Annotated in this window: 16 protein-coding genes; 7 read left to right on the forward strand and 9 right to left on the reverse strand. The window is 73.3% G+C overall.

The window, feature by feature from the left end; all coding sequences use genetic code 11:
* Positions 1-162: 162 nt before the first annotated feature.
* Entirely contained in the window at positions 163-2742 is a 2580-nt protein-coding gene (gene pepN / locus ACFU9E_RS13665) for an aminopeptidase N (RefSeq protein ID WP_380689869.1), read from the reverse strand.
* 136 nt (positions 2743-2878) lie between these two features.
* Positions 2879-4651 carry a PQQ-binding-like beta-propeller repeat protein gene (locus ACFU9E_RS13670; RefSeq protein WP_380715010.1) on the reverse strand — a complete coding sequence of 591 codons (1773 nt, stop codon included), beginning with the start codon at positions 4649-4651 and terminating at the stop codon, positions 2879-2881.
* A gap of 457 nt (positions 4652-5108) precedes the next feature.
* Here ACFU9E_RS13670 and ACFU9E_RS13675 point away from each other — a divergent pair, with 457 nt between their 5' ends.
* The 3 genes from ACFU9E_RS13675 (at position 5109) to ACFU9E_RS13685 (ending at position 10121) form a co-directional block, all read left to right on the forward strand.
* Positions 5109-6293: an ROK family transcriptional regulator gene (locus ACFU9E_RS13675; protein ID WP_355369210.1), complete on the forward strand. Its 1185-nt coding sequence runs from the start codon at positions 5109-5111 to the stop codon at positions 6291-6293.
* 247 nt (positions 6294-6540) lie between these two features.
* Complete coding sequence (gene dxs, locus ACFU9E_RS13680) at positions 6541-8445, forward strand: 1-deoxy-D-xylulose-5-phosphate synthase (RefSeq protein ID WP_380688194.1); 1905 nt, start codon at positions 6541-6543, stop codon at positions 8443-8445.
* A gap of 134 nt (positions 8446-8579) precedes the next feature.
* Positions 8580-10121 carry an ArnT family glycosyltransferase gene (locus ACFU9E_RS13685; protein ID WP_380688196.1) on the forward strand — a complete coding sequence of 514 codons (1542 nt, stop codon included), beginning with the start codon at positions 8580-8582 and terminating at the stop codon, positions 10119-10121.
* A 68-nt stretch (positions 10122-10189) separates the two neighbouring features.
* On the opposite strand, the gene ACFU9E_RS13690 is transcribed toward ACFU9E_RS13685, so the two are convergent.
* From ACFU9E_RS13690 to ACFU9E_RS13710, 5 genes are all read right to left on the reverse strand, one after another.
* Positions 10190-12319: a 3-hydroxyacyl-CoA dehydrogenase NAD-binding domain-containing protein gene (locus ACFU9E_RS13690; RefSeq protein ID WP_380688538.1), complete on the reverse strand. Its 2130-nt coding sequence runs from the start codon at positions 12317-12319 to the stop codon at positions 10190-10192.
* Positions 12320-12321: 2 nt separating this feature from the next.
* Positions 12322-13566, reverse strand: a complete 1245-nt coding sequence (locus ACFU9E_RS13695; protein ID WP_380688540.1) for a thiolase family protein — start codon at positions 13564-13566, stop codon at positions 12322-12324.
* Positions 13567-13857: 291 nt separating this feature from the next.
* Positions 13858-15111 (reverse strand): HRDC domain-containing protein, encoded by a 1254-nt coding sequence (locus ACFU9E_RS13700; RefSeq protein WP_380688542.1) that lies wholly within the window; start codon positions 15109-15111, stop codon positions 13858-13860.
* Positions 15112-15277: 166 nt separating this feature from the next.
* Positions 15278-15994, reverse strand: a complete 717-nt coding sequence (locus tag ACFU9E_RS13705) for a response regulator transcription factor (RefSeq protein WP_355369198.1) — start codon at positions 15992-15994, stop codon at positions 15278-15280.
* 318 nt (positions 15995-16312) lie between these two features.
* Positions 16313-16975 (reverse strand): DUF3000 domain-containing protein, encoded by a 663-nt coding sequence (locus ACFU9E_RS13710; RefSeq protein ID WP_355369196.1) that lies wholly within the window; start codon positions 16973-16975, stop codon positions 16313-16315.
* Positions 16976-17234: 259 nt separating this feature from the next.
* Here ACFU9E_RS13710 and hemE point away from each other — a divergent pair, with 259 nt between their 5' ends.
* Complete coding sequence (gene hemE / locus ACFU9E_RS13715) at positions 17235-18248, forward strand: uroporphyrinogen decarboxylase (RefSeq protein WP_355369234.1); 1014 nt, start codon at positions 17235-17237, stop codon at positions 18246-18248.
* A 79-nt stretch (positions 18249-18327) separates the two neighbouring features.
* Here hemE and ACFU9E_RS13720 read toward each other — a convergent pair whose 3' ends face one another.
* Together ACFU9E_RS13720 and ACFU9E_RS13725 are read right to left on the reverse strand one after the other, a co-directional pair.
* Positions 18328-19398 (reverse strand): DUF4349 domain-containing protein, encoded by a 1071-nt coding sequence (locus ACFU9E_RS13720; protein WP_380684032.1) that lies wholly within the window; start codon positions 19396-19398, stop codon positions 18328-18330.
* 174 nt (positions 19399-19572) lie between these two features.
* Positions 19573-20013 (reverse strand): DUF523 domain-containing protein, encoded by a 441-nt coding sequence (locus tag ACFU9E_RS13725; protein ID WP_380684031.1) that lies wholly within the window; start codon positions 20011-20013, stop codon positions 19573-19575.
* Between the two features lie 54 nt (positions 20014-20067).
* Between ACFU9E_RS13725 and ACFU9E_RS13730 the strand changes: the two genes are divergently transcribed.
* Genes ACFU9E_RS13730 through hemQ form a run of 3 tightly spaced genes read left to right on the forward strand, consistent with a single transcriptional unit; the run spans position 20068 to position 22851 of the window.
* On the forward strand, positions 20068-20661 hold the full coding sequence (locus tag ACFU9E_RS13730) for a Uma2 family endonuclease (RefSeq protein ID WP_380684029.1): 594 nt from the start codon (positions 20068-20070) through the stop codon (positions 20659-20661).
* A gap of 34 nt (positions 20662-20695) precedes the next feature.
* Positions 20696-22129 carry a protoporphyrinogen oxidase gene (gene hemG / locus ACFU9E_RS13735; protein WP_380684028.1) on the forward strand — a complete coding sequence of 478 codons (1434 nt, stop codon included), beginning with the start codon at positions 20696-20698 and terminating at the stop codon, positions 22127-22129.
* Entirely contained in the window at positions 22126-22851 is a 726-nt protein-coding gene (hemQ, locus tag ACFU9E_RS13740) for a hydrogen peroxide-dependent heme synthase (protein ID WP_355369185.1), read from the forward strand. The genes hemG and hemQ overlap by 4 nt, the downstream gene beginning before the upstream one ends.
* Positions 22852-22860 lie beyond the last annotated feature (9 nt).

The raw sequence follows: 22860 nt of genomic DNA on the forward strand, positions 1-22860 counted from the left end.
GCCGCCGCGCTCTCCGGGGGGGGCGGGGTCCGCCCGGGCCCGCCGGCGCCGGGTGGCCCGGGCATGCTGGCGGGGGGGGCCCCGCCCCGGGCCGCCCCCCCCCTCGCTCGTTCCCTCCCCCCTCCGCACGGGGACGCGCGGAGGGGGGAGGGAACGGCCGGATCAGCGCTCCGCGGCGGCCCGGTCGGCGTCCTGCGCCTTCAGCGCCCGCTCCACGCCGGCCCGCGCCTCGACGACCTGGCGCCGCAGCGCCGGCGCCGGCTCGGCCGAGGCCAGCCACGCGTCGGTGGCGTCCAGCGTGGCCTGCTCGACCAGCAGCGCCGGGTACAGCCCGACGATGATCTGCTGCGAGATCTCGTGGCTGCGGCTCTCCCAGACGCCCTTCACCGCGGCGAAGTACTTCTCCGCGTACGGCGCGAGCAGGGCGCGCTGGTCGGCCTGCTGGAAGCCGCCGATCACCGCCGCCTGCACGTAGTTGGTCAGCTCGTCCGACTCCACCACGCTCCTCCAGGCCGCGGCCTTGGCCTCGATGGTCGGGCGGGCGGCGCGGCAGCTGGCCGCGTGCTCCTGGCCGGCCGCGGTGTTGTCGCGCTCCAGCTCGGCCGAGATCTCGGCCTCGTCGGCCCGGCCGGTCGCGGCGAGCCGGCCCAGCAGGGTCCAGCGCAGCTCGGTGTCCACGGCCAGGCCGGGGATCTGCGCGGTGCCGTCCAGCAGACCGGCGAGCAGGTCGAGCTGACCCTCGGTCCGGGCGACGCCGGCCAGCGCGCGGGCCCAGGCCAGCTGGTGGTCGCTGCCCGGCTCGGCGGCGCGCAGCGCCTCCTCGGCGGCCTCGGCCCAGCGGGCCAGGCCCACCTCGCGCCAGGCCGGGTCGGCGTAGGCGTCCAGCGCCAGCTTGACCTGGCGGTGCACCGACTGGACGACGCCGATGTCGCTCTCGCGCGGCAGGCCGGAGAGGGCGAGCGTCAGGTAGTCGCGGGCGGCCAGCTCACCGTCGCGGGTCATGTCCCAGGCGGAGGCCCAGCACAGCGCGCGCGGCAGCGCGTCGGTGAAGCCGCCGAGGTGCTCGGTGACCACGGCCAGCGAGTCCTCGTCCAGCCGGACCTTGGCGTAGGACAGGTCGTCGTCGTTCAGCAGGACCACGGCCGGGCGGTGCCGGCCGACCAGCTGCGGCACCTCGGTGCGCGGGCCGTCGACGTCCAGCTCGATCCGGTCGGTGCGCACCAGCGCGCCGTCGGTCAGCTCGTAGAGGCCGATGGCGATCCGGTGCGGGCGCAGCACGGCCTCGCCCTTGGCGCCGGCGGGGAGCGCCGGGGCCTCCTGGAGCACGGCGAAGGACTCGATCTCGCCGTCGGTGTTCAGGGTCAGCGCGGGGCGCAGCACGTTGATGCCGGCGGTCTCCAGCCAGGCGGCGGACCAGGCCTTGAGGTCGCGTCCACTGGCCTCCTCCAGCGCGCCGAGCAGGTCGCCGAGCCGGGTGTTGCCCCAGGCGTGCCGCTTGAAGTAGGCGCGCACGCCCTCGAAGAAGGCGTCCTGGCCGACGTAGGCCACCAGCTGCTTGAGCACCGAGGCGCCCTTGGCGTAGGTGATGCCGTCGAAGTTGACCTGGACGTCCTCCAGGTCGTTGATCTCCGCCATGATCGGGTGGGTGGACGGCAGCTGGTCCTGCCGGTACGCCCAGGTCTTCATCTGGTTGGCGAAGGTGGTCCAGGAGTTGGGCCAGCGCGAGGCGGGCGACTCGGCCTGGCAGACCGCCTCGGCGTAGGTCGCGAACGACTCGTTCAGCCAGAGGTCGTTCCACCACTCCATGGTGACGAGGTTGCCGAACCACATGTGGGCCAGCTCGTGCAGGATCGTCGCGGCGCGGGCCTCGTACGCGGCGTCGGTCACCTTGGACCGGAACACGTACTGGTCGCGCAGGGTGACGGCGCCCGCGTTCTCCATCGCGCCGGCGTTGAACTCCGGCACGAACAGCTGGTCGTACTTGGGGAACGGGTAGGGGAAGTCGAACTTCTCCTGGAAGTAGTCGAAGCCCTGCTTGGTGACCTCGAAGATCGCCTCGGCGTCCAGGAACTCGCGCAGCGAGGGCCGGCAGTAGATGCCCAGCGGCACCTTCTGCTCGCCGTTCTCGTAGGCGTCGAAGACCCCGACGTAGGGGCCCGCGATGAGGGCGGTGATGTAGGAGGAGATGCGGCCGGTCGGGGCGAAGCGCCAGACCCGCGCGTCCCCCTCGCCCTCCGGCTCGGGGGTGGGCGAGTTGGAGATCACGCTCCAGCCGGCGGGCGCGGTCACCGTGAAGGTGAACGCGGCCTTCAGGTCGGGCTGCTCGAAGTTGGCGAAGACCCGGCGGGCGTCCGGCACCTCGAACTGGGTGTACAGGTAGGTCTCGCCGTCGACCGGGTCGACGAACCGGTGCAGGCCCTCGCCGGTGTTGGTGTAGGCGCAGTTCGCGACGACGCGCAGCTCGTTCTCGGCGGCGAGGCCCGGCAGCGCGATCCGGCTGTCGGCGAAGCCGGCGGTGTCGAGGCGCTCGCCGTTGAGGACGATCTCCTCGACGCTCGGGGCGACCAGGTCGATGAAAGTGGCCGCGCCCGGGGTGGTGGCGGTGAACCGGACCACGGTGGTGGACCGGAACGTGCCCCCCTCTCGGGCCGAGCTCAGGTCGAGCTCGATGTCGTACGCGTCCACGTGCAGGAGGTCGGCCCGGGTGCGGGCCTCCTCGCGGGTCAGGTTGGTGCCGGGCACTCGCAGGACTCCTTCGTCAGGCTGATGTCTGGCATCCTGCCATGCCGGTCCGCCCGGTCCGCCGGAATGTGCCCGGATACGGGACGGGCGGGGCGGCAGGGACTCGTCGGTCCCCGCCGCCCCGCCCGCGGACCCGTTACTTCTTGACGTACTTGAACACGGGGGAGTCGAAGCTGCCGCGGGAGAACCCGTACAGCGACCCGTCCGAGTTCAGGACGAACTCGTTGCTGCTCATGCCGATGGTGAAGGTCGAGTTGACGGTGACGTTGCCGAGCTCGCTCACCGCGCCGTCGGCGGCGGCCAGCGTCACCAGCTTGGCGTCGTTGCCGTAGCCCATGTCCAGGATGGCCCGGACCCGGCCGTCCTTGTCGGTGCCGGAGACCAGCCGGATCCCGTCCTTGGCCTTGCCGTCGGTGGACCAGAGCCGCTTGCCGCTGTTCAGGTCGTAGGCGTTGATCGCCGGCTTGGTCGGGTTGGTCTGCACGTACAGCGTGCTGCCGCTGACCACGCTCTGGGTGAAGGCGTCGGCCAGGCCGCTGAGCCGCAGGCTGTCGTAGCCGGGCTCCTTGACGGGCATCTGGGTGCCCGGCTTGTTGGTCTTGTCGAACGGCAGCACGTAGTCGCCGTTCGAGCCGTTGGCCATCGACAGCACCAGCGGCTGGTCGGAGAGGACCTTGTCGACCCGCTCGATGCTGCCGGTCAGGGTGATCGGCGCGGGTGAGGCGACCTTGCCGGTCTCCGTCTCCAGGATCACCAGCTGCGACTTGACGGTGGTGTTGACGCCGTAGCAGCTGTCGGTGACCACGATCTGCGCGCCGGCGGCGGTGCCGTAGACGCTGCAGTTCTTCTCGCGCGGCTGGAACGCCCAGACCGCGGAGCCGTCGGAGACGTTCACCGCGGCGGCCGTGTTGGCGCCGATGCCGATGACCTTGTCGGTGATGCTCAGGGTGGGGGCGACCATCTTGTTCTGCCCGACCTTGGCGCTCCACGACAGCTTGCCCGTGGTGAGGTCGACGGCGGCGATGGTGGAGCAGTCGCTGTCACCGGTGTTCAGCGCGACCGCGGCGACGTGCTTGGAGTTGGCGCTGTACGAGGCGCTGCAGAACTCCTTGGCGCCGGACGGCACCGGGATGCTCCAGGCCTCCTTGCCGTCGGCGGTGTTGACGGCGCGGATGCCGGTGGTGTCGGCGCGCACGGCGATCTTGTCGGCGCCCCAGATGGCGAGCAGCCGGGTGGAGCCGCTGACCGAGCTGGCCGGCTTGTCGGCCGCCCAGCCCAGGTTGTAGGCGCCGGCCTTGCCACCGCCCCCGCCGCCGGTGGTGCCGCCGGTGCCGCCGGCGGTCGTCGGCGGTGCGCTGACGCTGTTGCTGACGTCCGGCGTGGTTCCGCCGCCACCGGTGACCTGGCCGCCGGTGGTGCCGCCGGAGGCGGCCGGCGGGTCGTCCGTCTTCTTGTTGTCGGTGAACAGCACGACCAGCGCGGCGACGATGGCGATCGCCAGTACGCCGCCGATGATGCCGCCCCAGACCATCACGGGGTTGCGCTGCTTCGGCGGGGCCGGCACCGGGGCACCCGGGTAGCCGTAGCCGCCCTGCTGCGGGTAGCCGTACCCGGCCGCGCCGCCGTCGGCGGGCGGCGGCGCGGCGTAGCCGTACGGCTGCTGGCCCGCGGCCGGGGCGCCGAACTGCGGCTGGCCGGGCGCCGGGTCGTACGGGCCGACCGGCGCCGGTCCCTGGGCGGCTCCCTGCGCGGGGAAGGCGGGGGCGGTGGGCGCGTACGCGTACCCGCCCGCCGCCGGGGCGGGCGGGGCGGGCGGAGCCGCCGGCGGGGCGGGCGGAGCGGCCGGGGCCGGCGGCGCGGCCTGGCCGGGGACCGCCGCCCCGTCGAGCTGTGTCTGCTGGTCCGCCACGGCCGCCGGGTCGACGCCGCCCGGCTTGCGTCCGAACGAGACGCCCCGGTTGTCCGGTCCGCCGCCCGGAGCTTCGCCAGCCCCCGGTATGGGGTGATCCCCTGCCATCTGATGCCCCGTCTTGTCTGGAAGCGTCCCGTGGCCGGCGCACGTCCGTGTCCGGCGGGACGGGTGAGATTGGGCACCATCGTACGGGGGGCCGGTTTTCGGACGGGCGGCGGAACCCGCGACCCCGTCCGCCTCCGCGCCGACCTGGGGCGATGTCAACCCTCCGGCACCCCCGCCGACCTGGCCCGCGGCCGCCCTCCGCCCCCGCCGGCCGCCCCTGTCCTCCCGGGTGTGCTCACCGGCCCTTCGCCGTCCCTCCCCCGTGCCTTCACCATCCGGCAGGCCCTAGGCTTCAGGACTTGAAGGGGACGCCCGGCGGAGGGGTCCCGCGCCCTTGGGAGGGTGGATCATGTCGACGGACACTCCGGGTTCGCAGTCCTCGCTGCACCGGGCCAACCTGGAGCGGGTGCTCCGCGCGGTGCGGATGGCCGGCTCGCTGACGCAGGCCGAGATCGCCCGCGGGACCGGCCTCTCGGCGGCCACCGTGTCCAACATCGTCCGGGAACTGAAGGAGAGCGGCACCGTCGTGGTCGCCGACACCTCCGCCGGCGGCCGGCGTGCCCGCAGCGTCTCGCTCAGCGGGGACGCGGGCATCGTGGTGGGGATCGATTTCGGCCACACCCATCTGAGGGTCGCCGTCGGCAATCTCGCCCACCGGGTGCTCGCCGAGGAGAGCGCCCCGATGGACGTCGACGTCTCCGCCGCGCAGGGCTTCGACCGTGCCGAGGCCCTGGTCGAGCGGCTGCTCGCGGAGGCCGGCTTCCGCGCCGACAAGGTGATCGGCGTGGGCCTGGGCGTCCCCGGCCCGATCGACGTGGAGACCGGCGCGCTGGGCTCCACCGCGATCCTGCCGGGCTGGACCGGCATCGCCCCCGGCCGCGAGCTGGCCGAGCGGCTCGGCCTGCCGGTGCACGTCGACAACGACGCCAACCTCGGCGCGCTCGGCGAGCTGGTCTGGGGCGCCGGCCGGGGCCTGAACGATCTCGCCTACATCAAGGTGGCCAGCGGCGTCGGCGCCGGCCTGGTGGTCAACGGGCACATCTACCGGGGGCCGGGCGGCACCGCCGGAGAGATCGGCCACATCACCCTGGACGAGGCGGGCCCGGTCTGCCGCTGCGGCAACCGGGGCTGCCTGGAGACCTTCGTCGGCTCCCGCTACCTCCTGAACCTGCTCACCCCCACCCTCGGCACCGGGCTCACCCTGCCCCGGGTGGTGGAGCTGGCCCACGAGGGCGACCTCGGCTGCCGCCGGGTGATCGCCGACGCCGGCCGGCAGATCGGCACCGGCGTGGCCACCCTGTGCAATCTGCTCAACCCGCGCCGGGTGATCCTCGGCGGAGACCTCGCCGAGGCCGGTGAGCTGGTGCTCGCGCCGATCCGCGACTCGGTGGCCCGCTACGCGATCCCCAGTGCCGCCCGCCAGCTGTCGGTGGTCCCGGGCACCCTGGGCGGGCGCGCCGAGGTGCTGGGCGCGCTCGCGCTGGTGATGAGCGAGGCCGGTGACTCCAGCGCGCTCGCGATCGCCCGCCCGTAGGCACGCCCCGGCCGCCGCGGGCCGGTCCCGGGGCCCCGCCGTCCGGTCCGTCCGCGGCGCACCGACACGCCGGGTGTGCCCGTCCACTCGAAGGAGTGACCGTCGAGGTGACTGGCGCGTACCGGCCGTCGGTACCGGACACCCCGCCCGGTGTTCGGTAGGCGGACATTAGACTCGACCGGTCGACACCGGGCGGCGACGCCCGTCGGGCCCCCGCGGTCCGCGAACACTGAACGAGGAGGAACGGGTGGCCCTGCTGACCCGCATTCGGGGACCGCGCGATCTCGACCGGCTCACGCCCGGACAGCTGGCCACCCTGGCCGAGGAGATCCGGACCTTCCTGGTGACCGAGGTCTCCAAGACGGGCGGCCACCTCGGCCCGAACCTCGGCGTGGTGGAGCTCACCATCGCGCTGCACCGGGTGTTCGACTCCCCGCGCGACCGCATCCTCTTCGACACCGGCCACCAGAGCTACGTCCACAAGCTGCTCACCGGCCGCCAGGACTTCTCCGGGCTGCGGACCAAGGGCGGCCTGTCCGGCTACCCCTCGCGCGCCGAGTCCGAGCACGACGTGATCGAGAACTCGCACGCCTCCACCGTCCTCTCCTACGCCGACGGCCTGGCCAAGGCCAACGAGCTGCTCGGGAAGAACGACCCGGTGGTGGCCGTGATCGGCGACGGCGCGCTGACCGGCGGCATGGCCTGGGAGGCGCTCAACAACATCGCCGACGCCAAGGACCGCCCGCTCGTCATCGTCGTCAACGACAACGAGCGCTCCTACTCGCCGACCATCGGCGGCATGGCCAACCACCTCGCCACCCTGCGCACCACCCAGGGCTACGAGCGCTTCCTGTCCTGGGGCAAGGACGCGCTGCAGCGCACCCCGGTGGTCGGCCAGCAGCTCTTCGAGACCCTGCACGGCGCCAAGAAGGGCCTGAAGGACTTCATCGCCCCGCAGGGCATGTTCGAGGACCTCGGCCTCAAGTACATCGGCCCGATCGACGGCCACGACCTCACCGCCCTGGAGTCCGCGCTCACCAAGGCGCGCGGCTTCGGCGGCCCGGTGATCGTGCACTGCCTCACCGAGAAGGGCCGCGGCTACCACGCCGCCGAGAACAACGACGAGGACCGCTTCCACGCGGTCGGCGTGATCCACCCGGAGACCGGCCTGCCGATCAAGAGCTCCGGCGGCCGGAGCTGGACCTCGGTCTTCGCCGAGGAGATGGTCGCGCTCGGCCACGAGCGCGAGGACATCGTCGGCATCACCGCCGCGATGCTCCACCCGGTGGGCCTGGCGCCGTTCGCCGAGGCCTTCCCGGACCGCATCTTCGACGTCGGCATCGCCGAGCAGCACGCCGTCACCAGCGCCGCGGGCCTGGCCACCGGCGGGCTGCACCCGGTCTTCGCGGTCTACGCGACCTTCCTCAACCGCGCCTTCGACCAGGTCCTGATGGACGTCGCCCTGCACAAGCTGGGCGTCACCTTCACGCTGGACCGGGCCGGCGTCACCGGCGACGACGGTGCCTCGCACAACGGCATGTGGGACATGTCGATCCTCCAGGTGATCCCCGGCCTGCGGCTCGCCGCCCCGCGCGACGCCGACCAGCTGCGCGCCCAGCTGCGCGAGGCCGTCGAGGTCAAGGACGCCCCGACCGTGGTCCGCTACTCCAAGGGCACGGTCGGCCCGGCCGTCCCGGCGGTCGGCAAGGTCGGCGGCATGGACCTGCTGCGCACCAGCCCGGACGCCGAGGAGGGCCGCCGGGCCGACGTGCTGATCGTCTCGGTCGGCGCGCTCGCCCCGATGTGCCTGGAGGTGGCCGACCTGCTGGCCGCCCAGGGCATCAGCTCGACCGTGGTGGACCCGCGCTGGGTCAAGCCGGTCGACCCGGCGCTGCCCGGCCTGGCCGCCGAGCACCGGGTGGTCGTCACGGTCGAGGACAACGGCCGGGCCGGCGGCGTCGGCGCGGCGATCGCCCAGGCGCTGCGCGACGCGGACGTGGACCTGCCGCTGCGCGACTTCGGCATCCCGCAGGAGTTCCTGGACCACGCCTCGCGGGCCGAGATCCTCGCCGAGATCGGCCTCACCGCCCCGGACCTCGCCCGCCGGGTGGCCACCCTGGTCTCGCGCCTCGACGTCGCCGTCGACGCCTGACCGTCTCCCGCACCACGTCACCCCCGACCCGTGTGTGACAGCTCTGCAACAGTCACACTCGGTGGGGGCTGATAATCGCACCAAAGGCGGGACCGGCGCTGCCGGCGCCGATCCCGCCCGGTAGGTTGTCATCCGTGCCGACCCCCACCCGATCCCGCCTGACCGCGCTCGCCGAGCGCCTTCCCTTGGGGGTACCCCCGGCCGACGGCTGGGAGCGCGTGAAGGCCGGCTACTGGACGCGCCTGGTGCCGCTGCTGGCGCTGGTCGCCCTGCTCACCCACCTGCCGTCCTTCATCCGCCCGGTCTGGAGCCCCGACGAGGGCTTCCTGGCCACCCAGGCCCGGATGCTCGCCGACGGCGGCGTGCTCTACGACACCGTGGTGGACCGCAAGCCGCCGCTGCTGCCCTGGCTCTACCAGGCCTGCTTCGCCGTCTTCGGCTCCGCCTCGCTCTGGCCGCTGCGCACCCTGGCGGTGGTCGCCCACCTGGTCACCGCGATCCTGCTGGCCTCGATCGCCCGCGGCCGCTGGGGCAACCGGGCCGGCGTCGGCGCGGGCCTGCTCTACCTGCTGGTCTCCATCGGGCTCTCCCCGGAGGACACCCAGGCGGCGACCTTCGAGGTCTTCATGCTGCCCGCCATGGTGGCCGCCTTCCGCTACGCCGAGCGCCGCCGCTGGCTGGCCGCCGGCATCGCGGTGGCCCTCTGCTCGCTGACCAAGCAGACCGGCGGCGCGGTGCTGCTGCCGGTGCTCTGGATGCTCTTCCAGGACGCCCGCCGGCGCGGCGTGCGCTGGATCCCCGCGCTGCTCAAGATCGGCTTCGGCTTCACCCTGCCGATAGCGCTGGTCGCGGTGATCCTCACCAAGCCCAAGGGCTTCCTGTTCTGGGTGGTCACCGGCAGCGGCGACTACGCCACCGTCGGCGGCGCCTGGCTGCAGATGCTCGGCCGGGCGCTCGGCAACTCGGCGATCCTGCTCGGCGCCGGCCTCGGTTTCCTGCTGCCGGTCGGCCGCCGGCTCTGGCTGAAGCACCGGCACCGCCCGCTGCCGGTCGCCGGCGAGGAGCACGGCTCCACCACCGACCTGTGGGTGTGGCTGCTCTCCTCGGTCGTGGCGGTCAGCATGGGCTTCCACTTCTTCGGCCACTACTACCTCCAGCTGATGCCCCCGCTGGTGCTGCTGGGCACCGGAGCGATCGCCACCTCGGCCGTCCGCTGGAAGCCCGTGCTGCTGTACACCACGGCCGCCGCCACCGTCTTCTGGGGCCTGGCGCTGGCCTGGCCGGGGGAGCGGCTGGACCGCACCACCGAGGTCGCCACCGCGGTCGCCGCGCAGACCACCCCCAAGGACACCGTGCTGGTCTGGGGCATGCACCCGGAGCTGTACTGGCTGGCCGACCGCAAGCCCGCCACCCGCTACCTCACCGCGGGCTTCCTGACCAACTACAGCGGCGGCAAGGACGGCAGCCTCAACGTCGGCGAGCAGTTCTCGATGGCCAACGCCTGGCAGACCTTCGACCAGGAGATCGCCAAGAGCCTGCCCGAGGTCGTCGTCGACGACTCCGGCCTCGCGCCGTACCAGCCCGGCATGATCCCGAAGATCGAGAACCTGCTGGACACCCACTACGAGATGGTCGGCGTCTTCGCCGACACCGTCGTCTACCGCCTCAAGCGCTGAGCGGCCCCGTGCCCGACACAAAGGGCCCCGGTGACCGGATCCGGTCACCGGGGCCCTCCGTTGTTCGCCTAGGCGGGCACGGAGGCCGTACCCGGGGCGAGGAAGCGCTTGCCGTTCACCCGCTCCGAGACGCCCTCACGGTCCAGGTACGGGGTGATCCCGCCCAGGTGGAAGGGCCAGCCGGCGCCGGTGATCATGCAGAGGTCGATGTCCTGCGCCTCGGCGACGACACCCTCCTCCAGCATCAGGCCGATCTCCTGCGCGACGGCCTCCAGGGCGCGGCCGAGGACCTGCTCCTCGGTCAGCACGGTGTCGCCGAAGGAGAGCAGCTCCAGCACCTCGGGGTCGAGGACCTGCTGCCCGTCCACCCAGGTGTAGAAGCCGCGCTTGCCGGCCTTGACCACCTTGCCGAGGTTCTCGGAGACGGTGAACCGCTCCGGGAACGCGCCGTGCAGGGTCTCCGAGACGTGCAGGGCGATGGCCGGGCCGACCAGCTCCAGCAGCACGATCGGGGACATCGGCAGGCCGAGCGGCTCGACGCCCTTCTCGACGGTGGCGATCGGGGTGCCCTCGTCGATGATGTTCTGGATCTCGCCCATGAAGCGGGTCAGGACCCGGTTGACCACGAACGCCGGGGCGTCCTTGACCAGCACCGAGGTCTTCCGCAGCTTCTTCGAGACGCCGAAGGCGGTGGCCAGCGAGGCGTCGTCGGTCTGCTCGCCGCGGACGATCTCCAGCAGCGGCAGGATCGCGACCGGGTTGAAGAAGTGGAAGCCGACGACCCGCTCCGGGTGCTTCAGCTTCGAGGCCATCTCGGTGACCGACAGCGAGGAGGTGTTGGTCGCCAGCACGCAGGTCGGCGAGACCACGTTCTCCAGGTCCGCGAAGACGGTCTGCTTGACGCCCATCTCCTCGAACACGGCCTCGATCACGAAGTCGGCGTCGCCGAAGGCCACGGCCTTGTCCAGCGAGCCGGAGACCAGGCCCTTGAGGCGGTTGGACTTGTCCTTGCCGATCCGGCCCTTCTCCAGCAGCTTGTCGATCTCGGCGTGGACGTAGCCCACGCCCTTGTCGACGCGCTCCTGGTCGATGTCGGTGAGGACCACCGGCACCTCCAGACGGCGGGCGAACAGCAGCGCCAGCTGCGAGGCCATCAGACCGGCGCCGACGACGCCGACCTTGGTGACCGGGCGGGCCAGCGACTTGTCCGGGGCGCCGACCGGGCGCTTGGCGCGGCGCTGCACCAGGTTGAAGGCGTAGATGCCGCTGCGCAGCTCGCCGCCCATGATGAGGTCGGCCAGCGCCGCGTCCTCGGCGTCGAAGCCGGCCTGCAGGTTCTCGTCCTTGACCTGGGCGATGATGTCCAGCGCCCGGTAGGCGGCCGGGGCCGCCCCGTGCACCTTGGCGTCGGCGACCAGCCGGCCCCAGGCGACGGCGTCGTCCCAGGCCTTGCCGCGGTCGATCGCCTCGCGCTCGACGACCAGGTCGCCCTTGAGCACCCGGGCCGCCCAGAACAGCGACTGCTCCAGGAAGTCGGCCGGCTCGAAGATCGCGTCGGCGATCCCCAGCTCGAACACGTCCTTGCCCTTGAGCTGCTTGTTCTGCGCCATCGAGTTCTCGATGATCACCTTGACGGCCTTGGCCGGGCCGATCAGGTTCGGCAGGATGCTGCAGCCGCCCCAGCCGGGGACGAGGCCGAGGAAGACCTCGGGCAGCGAGAACGCCGGGACGCCCGCCGACACCGTGCGGTAGTCGCAGTGCAGGCCGACCTCGACGCCGCCGCCCATCGCCGCGCCGTTGTAGAACGCGAAGGTCGGGACGGGCAGCGCGGCGATCCGCTTGAAGACCTCGTGGCCGCCCTTGCCGATGGCCAGCGCGTCCGCGTGCTCCTTGAGCAGCTCGACGCCCTTGAGGTCGGCGCCGACCGCGAAGATGAACGGCTTGCCGGTGATCGCGGCACCGACGATGGCGCCCTCGGCGGCCTCCGCCTCGACCTGGTCCAGCGCCTCGTCCAGCTTGAGCAGCGAGCCCGGGCCGAAGGTGGTCGGCTTGGTGTGGTCGAAGCCGTTGTCCAGGGTGATCAGGGCCAGCCGGCCGGCCTGCAGCGGCAGGTCCAGGTGCCGCACGTGCGCGGTGGTGACGACCTCGCCGGGGAAGAGCTCGGCGCCGCGGGTCAGCAGCTCAGTCGTGGTGCTCATGTTCACTTACCGCCCTCGAACGCAGACGACTCTTCCGCTCCGCTCCAATGCGGGTTCTCCCAGATGACCGTGCCGCCCATGCCGAAGCCGATGCACATCGTGGTGAGGCCGTAGCGGATGTCCGGGCGCTGCTCGAAGCGGCGGGCCAGCTGGTTCATCAGGCGCACGCCGGAGGAGGCCAGCGGGTGGCCGTACGCGATCGCGCCGCCGTACGGGTTGACCCGCTCGTCGTCGTCCGCGATGCCGTAGTGGTCCAGGAACGCCAGCACCTGGACGGCGAAGGCCTCGTTGACCTCGAACGCGCCGATGTCGTCGATGGTCAGACCGGCCTTGGCCAGCGCCTTCTCGGTGGCCGGCACCGGGCCGATGCCCATCACCTCGGGCTCGACGCCGGCGAAGGCGAACGAGACCAGGCGCATCCTGACCGGCAGGCCCAGCTCCTCGGCCACGTCCTCGGCGGCCAGCAGCGAGGCGGTGGCACCGTCGTTGAGGCCGGCCGAGTTGCCCGCGGTGATGTTGCCGTGCGGGCGGAACGGGGTCTTGAGCCCCGCCAGGTTCTCCATCGTGGTGCCCGGGCGCATCGGCTCGTCCACGGTGGCCAGGCCCCAGCCGGTCTCGCCGACCTCGGGGTTGGTGTTGCGGATCGAGATCGGCACCAGGTCGGGCTGGATGTCGCCGTTGGCGTACGCCTTGGCGGCCTTCTCCTGCGAGCGCACGGCGTAGGCGTCGCAGCGCTCCTTGGTCAGGTGCGGGAACCGGTCGTGCAGGTTCTCCGCGGTCATGCCCATGAACAGGGCGGACTCGTCGACCAGCTTCTCGGAGACGAAGCGCGGGTTCGGGTCGACGCCCTCGCCCATCGGGTGACGGCCCATGTGCTCCACGCCGCCGGCCACGACCACGTCGTAGGCGCCGAAGGCGATGCCGCCGGCGGTGGTGGTCACGGCGGTCAGCGCGCCGGCGCACATGCGGTCGATCGCGTAGCCGGGGACGGACTTCGGCAGGCCGGACAGCAGCGCGGCGGTGCGGCCGATGGTCAGACCCTGGTCGCCGATCTGCGTGGTGGCCGCGATGGCGACCTCGTCGATGCGCTCGACGGGCAGGTTCGGGTTACGGCGCACGAGCTCCCGGATGCACTTGACGACCAGGTCGTCGGCGCGCGTCTCGTGGTAGATGCCCTTCGGGCCGGCCTTGCCGAACGGGGTGCGGACGCCATCGACGAAGACGACGTCCCTCACGGTACGAGGCACGGGGGCTCTCCTCCCAGGGACCAACGGTTCAGGTGGGCAGGCTGCCGCTCACCATCGCACGAGGGGATGTGAGCGGCGCCGCTTCCCCGCTATGCTACCCGCCGGTAACCACCCTGCCCAGGCCTGTCCGGCGACTCTCGCGATGTGTCCCCGGACACGTTCCGCTCGGCGAGCGCCGAACGGAACGCCGAACGGAACGCCGAACCGGACGCCGCACCGGCCACCGCGGGGAACGCCGAAGGGGATGCCGCCCGACCGGGCGACATCCCCTTCCTCCTGCTCCTCCGCCGCTCAGCCCTGCTGCGCCGCCGTCTCCGCCGCCTTGGCGAAGGCGGTGGAGACCACCGGGGCGACCAGGTCCACCTGCCACTGGCGGGCGCCCAGCCGGCGCAGCGCCGCGGCCACGTTCGCCGCGGAGGCGTCGGCCGGCGGCTCCCAGGACACCCGGCGGACCAGGTCCGGGGTGATCAGGTTCTCGGCCGGCAGGTGGTGGCGCTCGGCCAGCTCGCTCACCGCGGCGCGCGCCCCGCTCAGCCGGGCGGCCGCCACCGGGTCCTTCTCGGCCCAGGCGCGCGGCGGCGGCGGGCCGTCGTGCGGTGCGGCGGCCGGCGGCAGCTGGTTCTCCGGCACCTCCCGCCCGCGCTGGACGGCGGCCAGCCACTGCTCCAGCTGGCGCCGGTGCACCCGCGGCCCGAAGCCCTGGACGGACTGCAGCGCGGCGATGTTGAGCGGCATGGCCAGCGCGGCGTTGACGATCGCGGCGTCCGACAGCACCCGGCCCGGCGAGACGTCGCGGTCCTGCGCCATCCGGTCGCGGGCCAGCCACAGCTCGCGCACCACGACCAGCTGGCGGCGGCGGCGCACCTTGTGCAGCTGCGAGGTGCGCCGCCAGGGGTCGGTGCGCGGTGCCGGGCGGGGGGCCGCGGCGATCGCCGCGAACTCCTCCAGGGCCCAGTCGAGCTTGCCCTGGGCGTCCAGCTCCCGTTCGAGTGCGTTGCGCAGCTCGACCAGCACCTCGACGTCCAGAGCGGCGTAGCGCAGCCACGGTTCGGGCAGCGGGCGGGTGGACCAGTCGACCGCGGAGTGCTCCTTGGCCAGGCTCAGCCCGAGCACGCTCTCGGTCATCGGCCCGAGTCCGACCCGGGCGAAGCCGGCGATCCGTCCGGCCAGCTCGGTGTCGAACAGGCGCCCCGGTCTCATGCCCACCTCGGCCAGGCAGGGCAGATCCTGGGTGGCGGCGTGCACCACCCACTCGGTGTCCGCGAGGGCCGCGCCCAGTGCGCCGAGGTCGGGGCAGGCGATCGGGTCGATCAGCGCGGTACCGGCGCCCGCGCGGCGCAGCTGGATGAGGTACGCCCGCTGGCCGTAGCGGTAGCCGGAGGCCCGCTCGGCGTCGACGGCGACCGGTCCGGTTCCCGCCGCGAAGGCGGCGATGGTGGCGGCCAGCGCCTGCTCGTCCGCCACGACCGGAGGGATCCCCTCCTTCGGTTCGAGGAGCGGGACCGGGGCTGCTTCTTCTGGGATGGCTGCTACGGCGTCGGTCACCCCCCAAGGGTACGACGGTCCCCGCGACCGGGAGTGTTGTCGGACTGGTCAGACCGATGACGGGGGCCGCCGGTTCGCCGCCGCGGCGGCGAACCGGGTACTCCTCAGCGCGCCGCGGCGGCCACGGAGGAAACGTTCCTCCATGGCCGCCGCAGCGGCGGACCGCTCAGTGGATGATGCCGGTGCGCAGCGCGACCGCGACCATCCCGGCGCGGTCGCCGGTGCCGAGCTTGCGGGCGATCCGGGCGAGGTGGCTCTTCACGGTGAGCGCCGAGAGGCCCATCGCCACGCCGATCGCCTTGTTGGACTGGCCCTCGGCCACCAGCCGCAGCACCTCCACCTCGCGGCCGGAGAGCTCGCGGTACGCGGCCTGCTGCGCACCCGGCGCGCCGTGTGCCCCGGGAGCGCCCGGCGCACCGTGCGCGCCCGGCATGCCCGGCATGCCGGGCCGGCGCATCCGCCCGGCCAGGCCGGCGGCACCGAGCGGCAGGCCGGGGCGGCCCGGCATGGCGACATTGGTGCGGGTACCGGTGACCACGTAGCCCTTGACGCCGCCGGCCAGCGCGCTGCGCACGGCGCCGATGTCGTCGGCGGCGGAGAGCGCCAGGCCGTTGGGCCAGCCGGCGGCACGGGTCTCGGCCAGGATGGTGAGCCCGGAGCCGTCGGGGAGGTGGACGTCGGCGACGCAGATGTCGCGCGGGGTGGAGACCCGGGGACGGGCCTCGGCGATCGAGGACACCTCGATCACGTCCCGGACGCCGAGCGCCCAGAGGTGACGGGTGACGGTGTTTCGGACGCGGGGATCGGCGATGACCACCATGGCGGTGGGCTTGGTCGGGCGGTAGGCGACCACGTTTGCGGGGTGCTCAAGAAGGACCGACACCAGGCCTCCTGCGGGAGTGGCGGACGGAACCCCGAGGGGGCGGTCGGAGTGTTCCGCGTTCGGAAAGGGTCACAGTCTGCTTCGGCAGCATCCGTGCCCGGCTTTAGCGAAAGATCACGATCTAGTGAGTCACAATACGGACAAATCGCGCAGATGACTGATGCGACATGCTTGGAAATCGCACAAAATCGATCAGATCCAGCGCAAAGCGGTCAGTTCCGAACGATTTGTTGACGGAGAGCCGCCCTGAAGTCACACTCTGTCAGCCTTGGGGGTGGCGGCGCGCCGACCGATGACGCCCGGGCCGGGCGCCACTCCTCAGTGCGAACGGGGGCGTCGCCGCGCCGGCATCGGAACCACTCCACCGAGTGACGTGACGTCCGCGGGGGAGTACGGGGTCGGGGAGGCCGGCGGCAGGCCCGCGCTGATGCAGAGCAGGTCCCCCCAGGCCGCCAGGTGCCGCTCGAAACGGCCGTCGGCCGGCGTCCAGGACGCCCGGATCTCGATCTCGGTGCTCGAAGCGCGGTCCGCCAGCCCGCCGAAGTACTGCGAGGCGCACAGGCTCACCGTGCCGGACGGCTCCGCGTACCCGGCGCCGTGCGCCTGCAGCGCGTCCAGCAGCCAGGCCCAGCCGACCTCGGAGAGCATCGGGTCGCCGGCCATCTCCGGCTCCAGCTCGGCCCGGGTCATGGTGACCACCCGGAAGTCCCCGTTCCAGGCCTCCTGCCCGGCCGGGTCGTGCAGCAGCACCAGCCGGCCGTCGGCCAGCTCCTCGCCGTCCACCTCGACGGTCGCGGTCAGCGCGAAGGAGAACGGCGCCAGCCGGCGGGGCGCCGGGGCGGGGGAGAGGACGACCTCGGGGCGCAGCCGGGCCTCGGAGAACGCCTCCACGGCAGCCCGGAACTCGCTCGGCGCCGCCTCCCGACCCGTTCCGCCACCTGCTCCGCCACCCTGTGCGGGGTGCCCTCCGACCGCTGCCATGACCCGAAGACTAGGTCGAAAACGCGGGTAATCGCCGCAACTTCTTCCCGCGCGGCGCGCCGGAGCGGCAAACCGGCCAGATCTTGGAGGAACCGACGAGGCCGACGGGGCGGACGGGTCCGGGCCGCGTGCGAAGATTTGGAGCGTGAGCGAGACGACGGCAGACACCACGGCAGCCACCCCGGCAGTCCCCCCGACCGGTGCCACCCCCGGTCAGCAGCCCGACGCGCGCCGCGGCGCCGCGTACGACTCGGCGTTCCTGCGCGCCTGCCGGCACGAGCCGGTACCGCACACCCCGGTGTGGTTCATGCGCCAGGCCGGCCGCTCGCTGCCCGAGTACCTGAAGGTCCGCGAGGGCATCCCCATGCTGGAGTCCTGCATGCGGCCCGAGCTGGTCAAGGAGATCACCCTCCAGCCGGTGCGGCGGCACAAGGTGGACGCGGCGATCTTCTTCAGCGACATCGTGGTCCCGCTCAAGGCGATCGGCATCGACGTCGACATCAAGCCCGGCATCGGCCCGGTCATCGCCGACCCGATCCGCACCGCCGAGGACCTGAAGCGGCTGCGCCCGCTGGAGCCGGACGACGTCCCCTACATCACCGAGGCGGTCGGCCTGCTGGTCGACGAACTCGGCTCCACCCCGCTGATCGGCTTCGCCGGCGCCCCCTACACGCTGGCCAGCTACCTGGTCGAGGGCGGCCCGTCCAAGAACCACGAGAACACCAAGGCCATGATGTACGGCGCGCCCGAGCTGTGGGCCGCCCTGGTCGACCGGCTGGCCGACATCACCTCCGCCTTCCTCAAGGTGCAGATCGAGGCCGGCGCCTCCGCCGTCCAGCTGTTCGACTCCTGGGTCGGCTCGCTCGCCCCGGACGACTATCGCCGCTCGGTCATGCCGGCCAGCACCAAGGTCTTCGACGCGGTCGCCGGCTACGGCGTGCCGCGGATCCACTTCGGCGTCGGCACCGGCGAGCTGCTCGGCCTGATGGGCCAGGCCGGCGCGGACGTGGTCGGCGTCGACTGGCGGGTGCCGCTGAACGTCGCCGCCGAGCGGGTCGGCCCCGGCAAGGGCCTGCAGGGCAACCTCGACCCGGCGGTGCTGTTCGCGCCGACCAGGGCCGTCGAGACCAAGGCCCGCGAGGTGCTGCACGCCGCGCAGGCGCTGGGCACCAGCGGCCACATCTTCAACCTCGGCCACGGCGTGCTGCCCACCATGGACCCGGACGCGCTCTCCCGCCTGGTCGCCTTCGTGCACGAGGCCAGCGCCCGCTGACCCACCGCGACCCACCGCGACGGCGGCGGGCCCCGTCCGGGAGACCGGAGGGGGACCGCCGCCGTCGTCGTACCGGGTGTCAGGGCGTCCGTGACCCCTCGTCCTGATCCTGCTCGTCGTCCTGCGCCGCTCCCTGCCCCGGTTCCTGTTCGGCACCGGGCGGGGACGACGGCGGCGGCGCGAAGCCCGGGATCGGCTCCTGGCCCCGACCTCGACCGCGTTCGCGCGGCGTACGCGCCCACCGGCGGCGCACCGCCCACACCGCCGCCGCCACCGGCACCACCACCAGCAGGAACGGCAGCAGCGCGGCCACGGCCACGAACAGCCCGCGCACGATCAGGAACAGCACGTGCCAGCCGCCGCCCAGCGCCGAGCCGACCTTGGCCCAGAAGCCGTCGTCGTCCTCCTCCGGAGCCGGCGCCTCGGGCCGGGCGGTGTCCGGCTTCGGGCGCACGTCCAGCGTGACGGTGGACAGCGAGGTCCGCGCCGACAGCTCCTTCACCTGCTTCTGCAGTGACTCCAGGTCCGCCTCCCGGCGGCTCAGCTCGCTCTCCAGGCTGACGATCTCGGCCAGCGACTTCGCCTGCGCCATCAGCGCCCGCACCCGGTCCACGCTCGCCTGCTGGCTCTGCATCCGGCTGTTGACGTCCGCGACCTGCTGGGTCAGGTCCTCCGCCTGGCTGCGCCGGGACACCACCTCGCCGAGCGCGGCCAGCTGGTCCAGCGTCTGCTGGAACGCCGCCGACGGCACCTTCACCGTGAGCTGCCCGCTCTGCACACCGGTCGCCGCGGGCTCGGGGCCGGTGCCGGGACCGGTGCCGCTCGCAGTCTCGCTCGCCACGTAGCCGCCGGCGGCGAGCGCCAGCGCGCGGGCCCGGTCCAGCGTCTCGTCCACCTTGGCCACCCGCACCGTCAGCTGCGCCGAGTACGCGATCTGCCGGGCGTCCACCACCGGGGCCGCGGCGGGCTGCCCGGTCGCGGCGGCATTGGGAGCCGCCGCCGAGGCGGCCGAACCCGGTCCGCCCGGCGGGGCGTCCCCCTTGGCCGCCTCCCCGGCCGCGGCCTGTGCCGGGGCCGCCGCCGCGCGGTCCGCGGCGCCGTTCTCGGAGCCGGCGCTGCACCCCGCCGCCAGCGCCGCGGCCACCGCCACCGCCGCCAGTGTCCCCGCTCTTCGCCGTCCTCTTCCCACCGTGCGGCCCTCCCGCGTCGACCGTCCGGCGTCCCCCCTCGGGACGCTCGGACCATTCGACGGGAAGCGGCCCGGATCGGATCCCGCCGGAACATCGCGGGTTGATCACGTATCGGCTGCGGGCCGGACAAGGCGTCAGACGGCCTCCACCTCGATCCCCGCGCGCCGCAGCAGCGCCGCCGTCACGCCGTCCCCCGGCCGCAGCGTCCCGCCGAACGTGCCGTCGTACACCTGCCCGCACCCGCAGGACGGGCTGCGGGCCATCAGCAGCGCCCGCCGCGCCCCCGACGCCTCGGCCGCGGCGAGCGCCGCCCGCGCCCCGGCCACGAACTCCTCGGTGCAGTCCGCGCCGGTCGCGTCCACCACCCGCGCCCGGCCGTCCAGCACGTCCGCCCCGTCCCCGCCGACGATCTCCGCCGCCGGCCGGGGCGTCGGCAGCCCGCCCGCCCCTTCCGGGCACACCACGACCCCGCGCCCCTCGGCCACCAGTTCGGCAGCCGCCCGCGCCGTCTTCGCCCGCCCGTCGTACCGACATGGCACCCCGGCCAGACACGCACTCACCAGCACCTTCTCCATGCCGCCGAGCCTAACGAGGTCCCGCACCCGCCCAGGACTCACTACCGTGGGCCCATGAGTGAGTTGCCGGAGTGGATGTACGCACCCCGAGTCGAGGGCTGGTTCGCCGACGACCTCGACCACTTGCCGCAGGCGCCGCGCCACACCGAACTGATCGACGGAGCGCTGGTCTTCATGATGTCCCCGCAGCGGTCGTGGCACAGTCGAGCGGTCACCGGCCTGACCGCAATCCTGGAGGAACTCGTGCCGGAAGGCTTCCTGGCCGAGCGCGAGATGACGATCAAGCTGGACGCGCGTAATCGGCCCGAGCCCGATCTGGTGGTCGCGACAACCGACTACGACCCCGACCGTACGTACTTCGCAGCGGCCGACGTGGCGCTCGTCGTGGAGGTGGTCTCCCCCGAGTCCGCTCACCGTGACCGGGGCGTCAAGCTCCAGAAGTACGCCGAGGCCGGGATCCCGCACTACTGGGTGATCGAGGAGGAGGGACTGCCAGTGGTGCACGCCTTCGAGCTGGAGCGGCCGGTCCGTGCCTACGCCCCGGCCGGGATCTTCCGGAAGCGGCTGGAGCGGCCGGTGCCGTTCCCGCTGGACATCGACCTCGACGCGCTCGTCCCCGCCCCCGGGGCGAAGCGTGCAGCGGATTGAGGCAAAGGTGTAAAGACCTGCGAGACTGCGAACCATGGCGCAGGCACATGTCGTGGTGATCGGCGGCGGTATCGCGGGACTGACCGCTGCCGCCGTGCTCGGTGGGGGTGCGGGGGAGCCCGCGCGGGCGCGGGTGACGCTGGTGGAGGCGTCGGAGCGGCTGGGCGGGAAGCTGTGGGGCGGCGAGGTCGGCGGGGTCCGGGTGGACCTCGGGGCCGAGTCGATGCTGGCGCGGCGGCCGGAGGCGGTCGAGCTGGCGCGGGCGGTCGGACTCGCGGAGCAGTTGGAGCCGCCGACCACCGCCAAGGCCGCGATCTGGACCAGGGGCGCGCTGCGTCCGCTGCCCGGCGGGCAGGTCATGGGCGTTCCCGGGGACCTCGCCGCGCTGGCGGACTCCGGGGTGCTGAGCCCCGAGGGGCTTGAGCGGGCCCGGCACGAGGCGGCCGGCGAGGCGGTCGCGGACGACGTCGCGATCGGCCGCTACGTCGCCGACCGGCTCGGCCGCGAGGTGGTGGACCGGCTGGTGGAGCCGCTGCTGGGCGGCGTCTACGCCGGGCACGCCGACGAGATCTCGCTGCGGGCCGCGGTGCCCGCGCTGCTGCCGCTCGCCCGGGGCGGCGGGTCGCTGCTCGACGGGGTGCGCGAGCTGGCCGGCCGGCCGAAGAGCGACACCCCCGTCTTCCAGGGCCTGCGCGGCGGCCTCGGCACCCTGCCGGCGGCGGTCGCCGCGGCCTGCGCGGAGGCCGGCGTCGAGCTGCGCACCCGCACCGGGGTGACCGCGCTGCGCCGCACCGCCGACGGCTGGCGGGTGACCACCGGCGACGGCGACACCCTGCACGCGGACGCCGTCGTGCTGGCCGTGCCGGCGCCCGCCGCCGCCCGGCTGCTGCGCGCCGACGCGCCGGCCGCCGCCGCCGAGCTGGACGGCGTCGAGTACGCCGGGATGGCGCTGGTCACCCTGGCCTTCCGCCGCGCCGACCTGTCCGAGCCGCCGGCCGGCAGCGGCTTCCTCGTCCCGCCGGTGGACGGCCGCCGGATCAAGGCGTCGACGTTCTCCTCCAACAAGTGGGGCTGGCTGGAGCGCTCGGCCCCGGACACCTTCGTGCTGCGCACCTCGCTGGGGCGGCTGCACGAGGAGGAGCCGCTGGAGCTGGACGACGGGGAGCTGGTCGCCCGCTCGCTGGCCGACCTGGGCGAGGCGATCGGTCTGACCGCCCGCCCCTACGACACCGCCGTCACCCGCTGGCGGGCCGGACTGCCGCAGTACCCGGTCGGCCACCTGGACCGGGTGGCCCGGATCCGGGCGGCCGCGGACCGGGTCGGCGCGCTGGCGCTGTGCGGGGCGGCGTACGACGGCGTGGGCATCCCGGCGTGCATCGCGAGTGCCCGGGCGGCCGTCGCCGGGCTCGACAGAGTGTTGACCCCGCTGACCGGGGCGAACGTCACGGAGAGGACAATGGGCGCATGACTGAGACCGTTGAGCAGCAGGCCGCCGAGCAGCCCGCGAAGAAGAAGGCGCGCGACCTGAACCAGGTCATCCGCTACACCATGTGGTCGGTGTTCAAGCTCAAGGGCGCCCTGCCCGAGGACCGCACCGGGCTGGCCGCCGAGGTCGACGAGCTGTTCGCGCAGCTCGCCGCCAAGGACGTCCTGGTGCGCGGCACCTACGACGTGTCCGGTCTGCGCGCCGACGCCGACATCCTGGTCTGGTGGCACGCCGAGGACTCCGACGACCTGCAGGAGGCGTACAACCGCTTCCGCCGCACCGGCCTGGGCCGGCTGCTGGAGCCGGTCTGGTCGAACATGGCGCTGCACCGCCCGGCGGAGTTCAACAAGTCGCACATCCCGGCGTTCCTCGCCGACGAGCGCCCGCGCGACTACGTCTGCGTCTACCCGTTCGTCCGCTCCTACGAGTGGTACCTGCTGCCGGACGCCGAGCGGCGCGCGATGCTCGCCGAGCACGGCCAGATGGCGCGCGGCTACCCGGACGTGCGGGCCAACACCGTCGCCTCGTTCGCGCTGGGCGACTACGAGTGGCTGCTCGCCTTCGAGGCGGACGAGCTGCACCGGATCGTGGACCTGATGCGCGACCTGCGCCCGTCCCGGGCCCGGCTGCACGTCCGCGAGGAGGTGCCGTTCTTCACCGGCCGCCGCAAGCCGGTCGCCGAGCTGCTCAACGGCCTGGTCTGAGCGGCGCGG

Source organism: Kitasatospora sp. NPDC057595, assembly GCF_042800875.1.
Classification (GTDB): Bacteria; Actinomycetota; Actinomycetes; order Streptomycetales; family Streptomycetaceae; genus Kitasatospora.

Excerpts from the sequence above, each read along its gene's own strand:
- ACFU9E_RS13730 (WP_380684029.1), top strand. The coding sequence starts at position 20,068 with ATGAGTGAGTTGCCGGAGTGGATGTACGCACCCCGAGTCGAGGGCTGG.
- ACFU9E_RS13675 (WP_355369210.1), top strand. The coding sequence starts at position 5,109 with ATGTCGACGGACACTCCGGGTTCGCAGTCCTCGCTGCACCGGGCCAAC.
- hemG (WP_380684028.1), top strand. The coding sequence starts at position 20,696 with ATGGCGCAGGCACATGTCGTGGTGATCGGCGGCGGTATCGCGGGACTG.
- ACFU9E_RS13725 (WP_380684031.1), bottom strand. The coding sequence starts at position 20,013 with ATGGAGAAGGTGCTGGTGAGTGCGTGTCTGGCCGGGGTGCCATGTCGG.
- ACFU9E_RS13710 (WP_355369196.1), bottom strand. The coding sequence starts at position 16,975 with ATGGCAGCGGTCGGAGGGCACCCCGCACAGGGTGGCGGAGCAGGTGGC.
- hemQ (WP_355369185.1), top strand. The coding sequence starts at position 22,126 with ATGACTGAGACCGTTGAGCAGCAGGCCGCCGAGCAGCCCGCGAAGAAG.
- ACFU9E_RS13690 (WP_380688538.1), bottom strand. The coding sequence starts at position 12,319 with ATGAGCACCACGACTGAGCTGCTGACCCGCGGCGCCGAGCTCTTCCCC.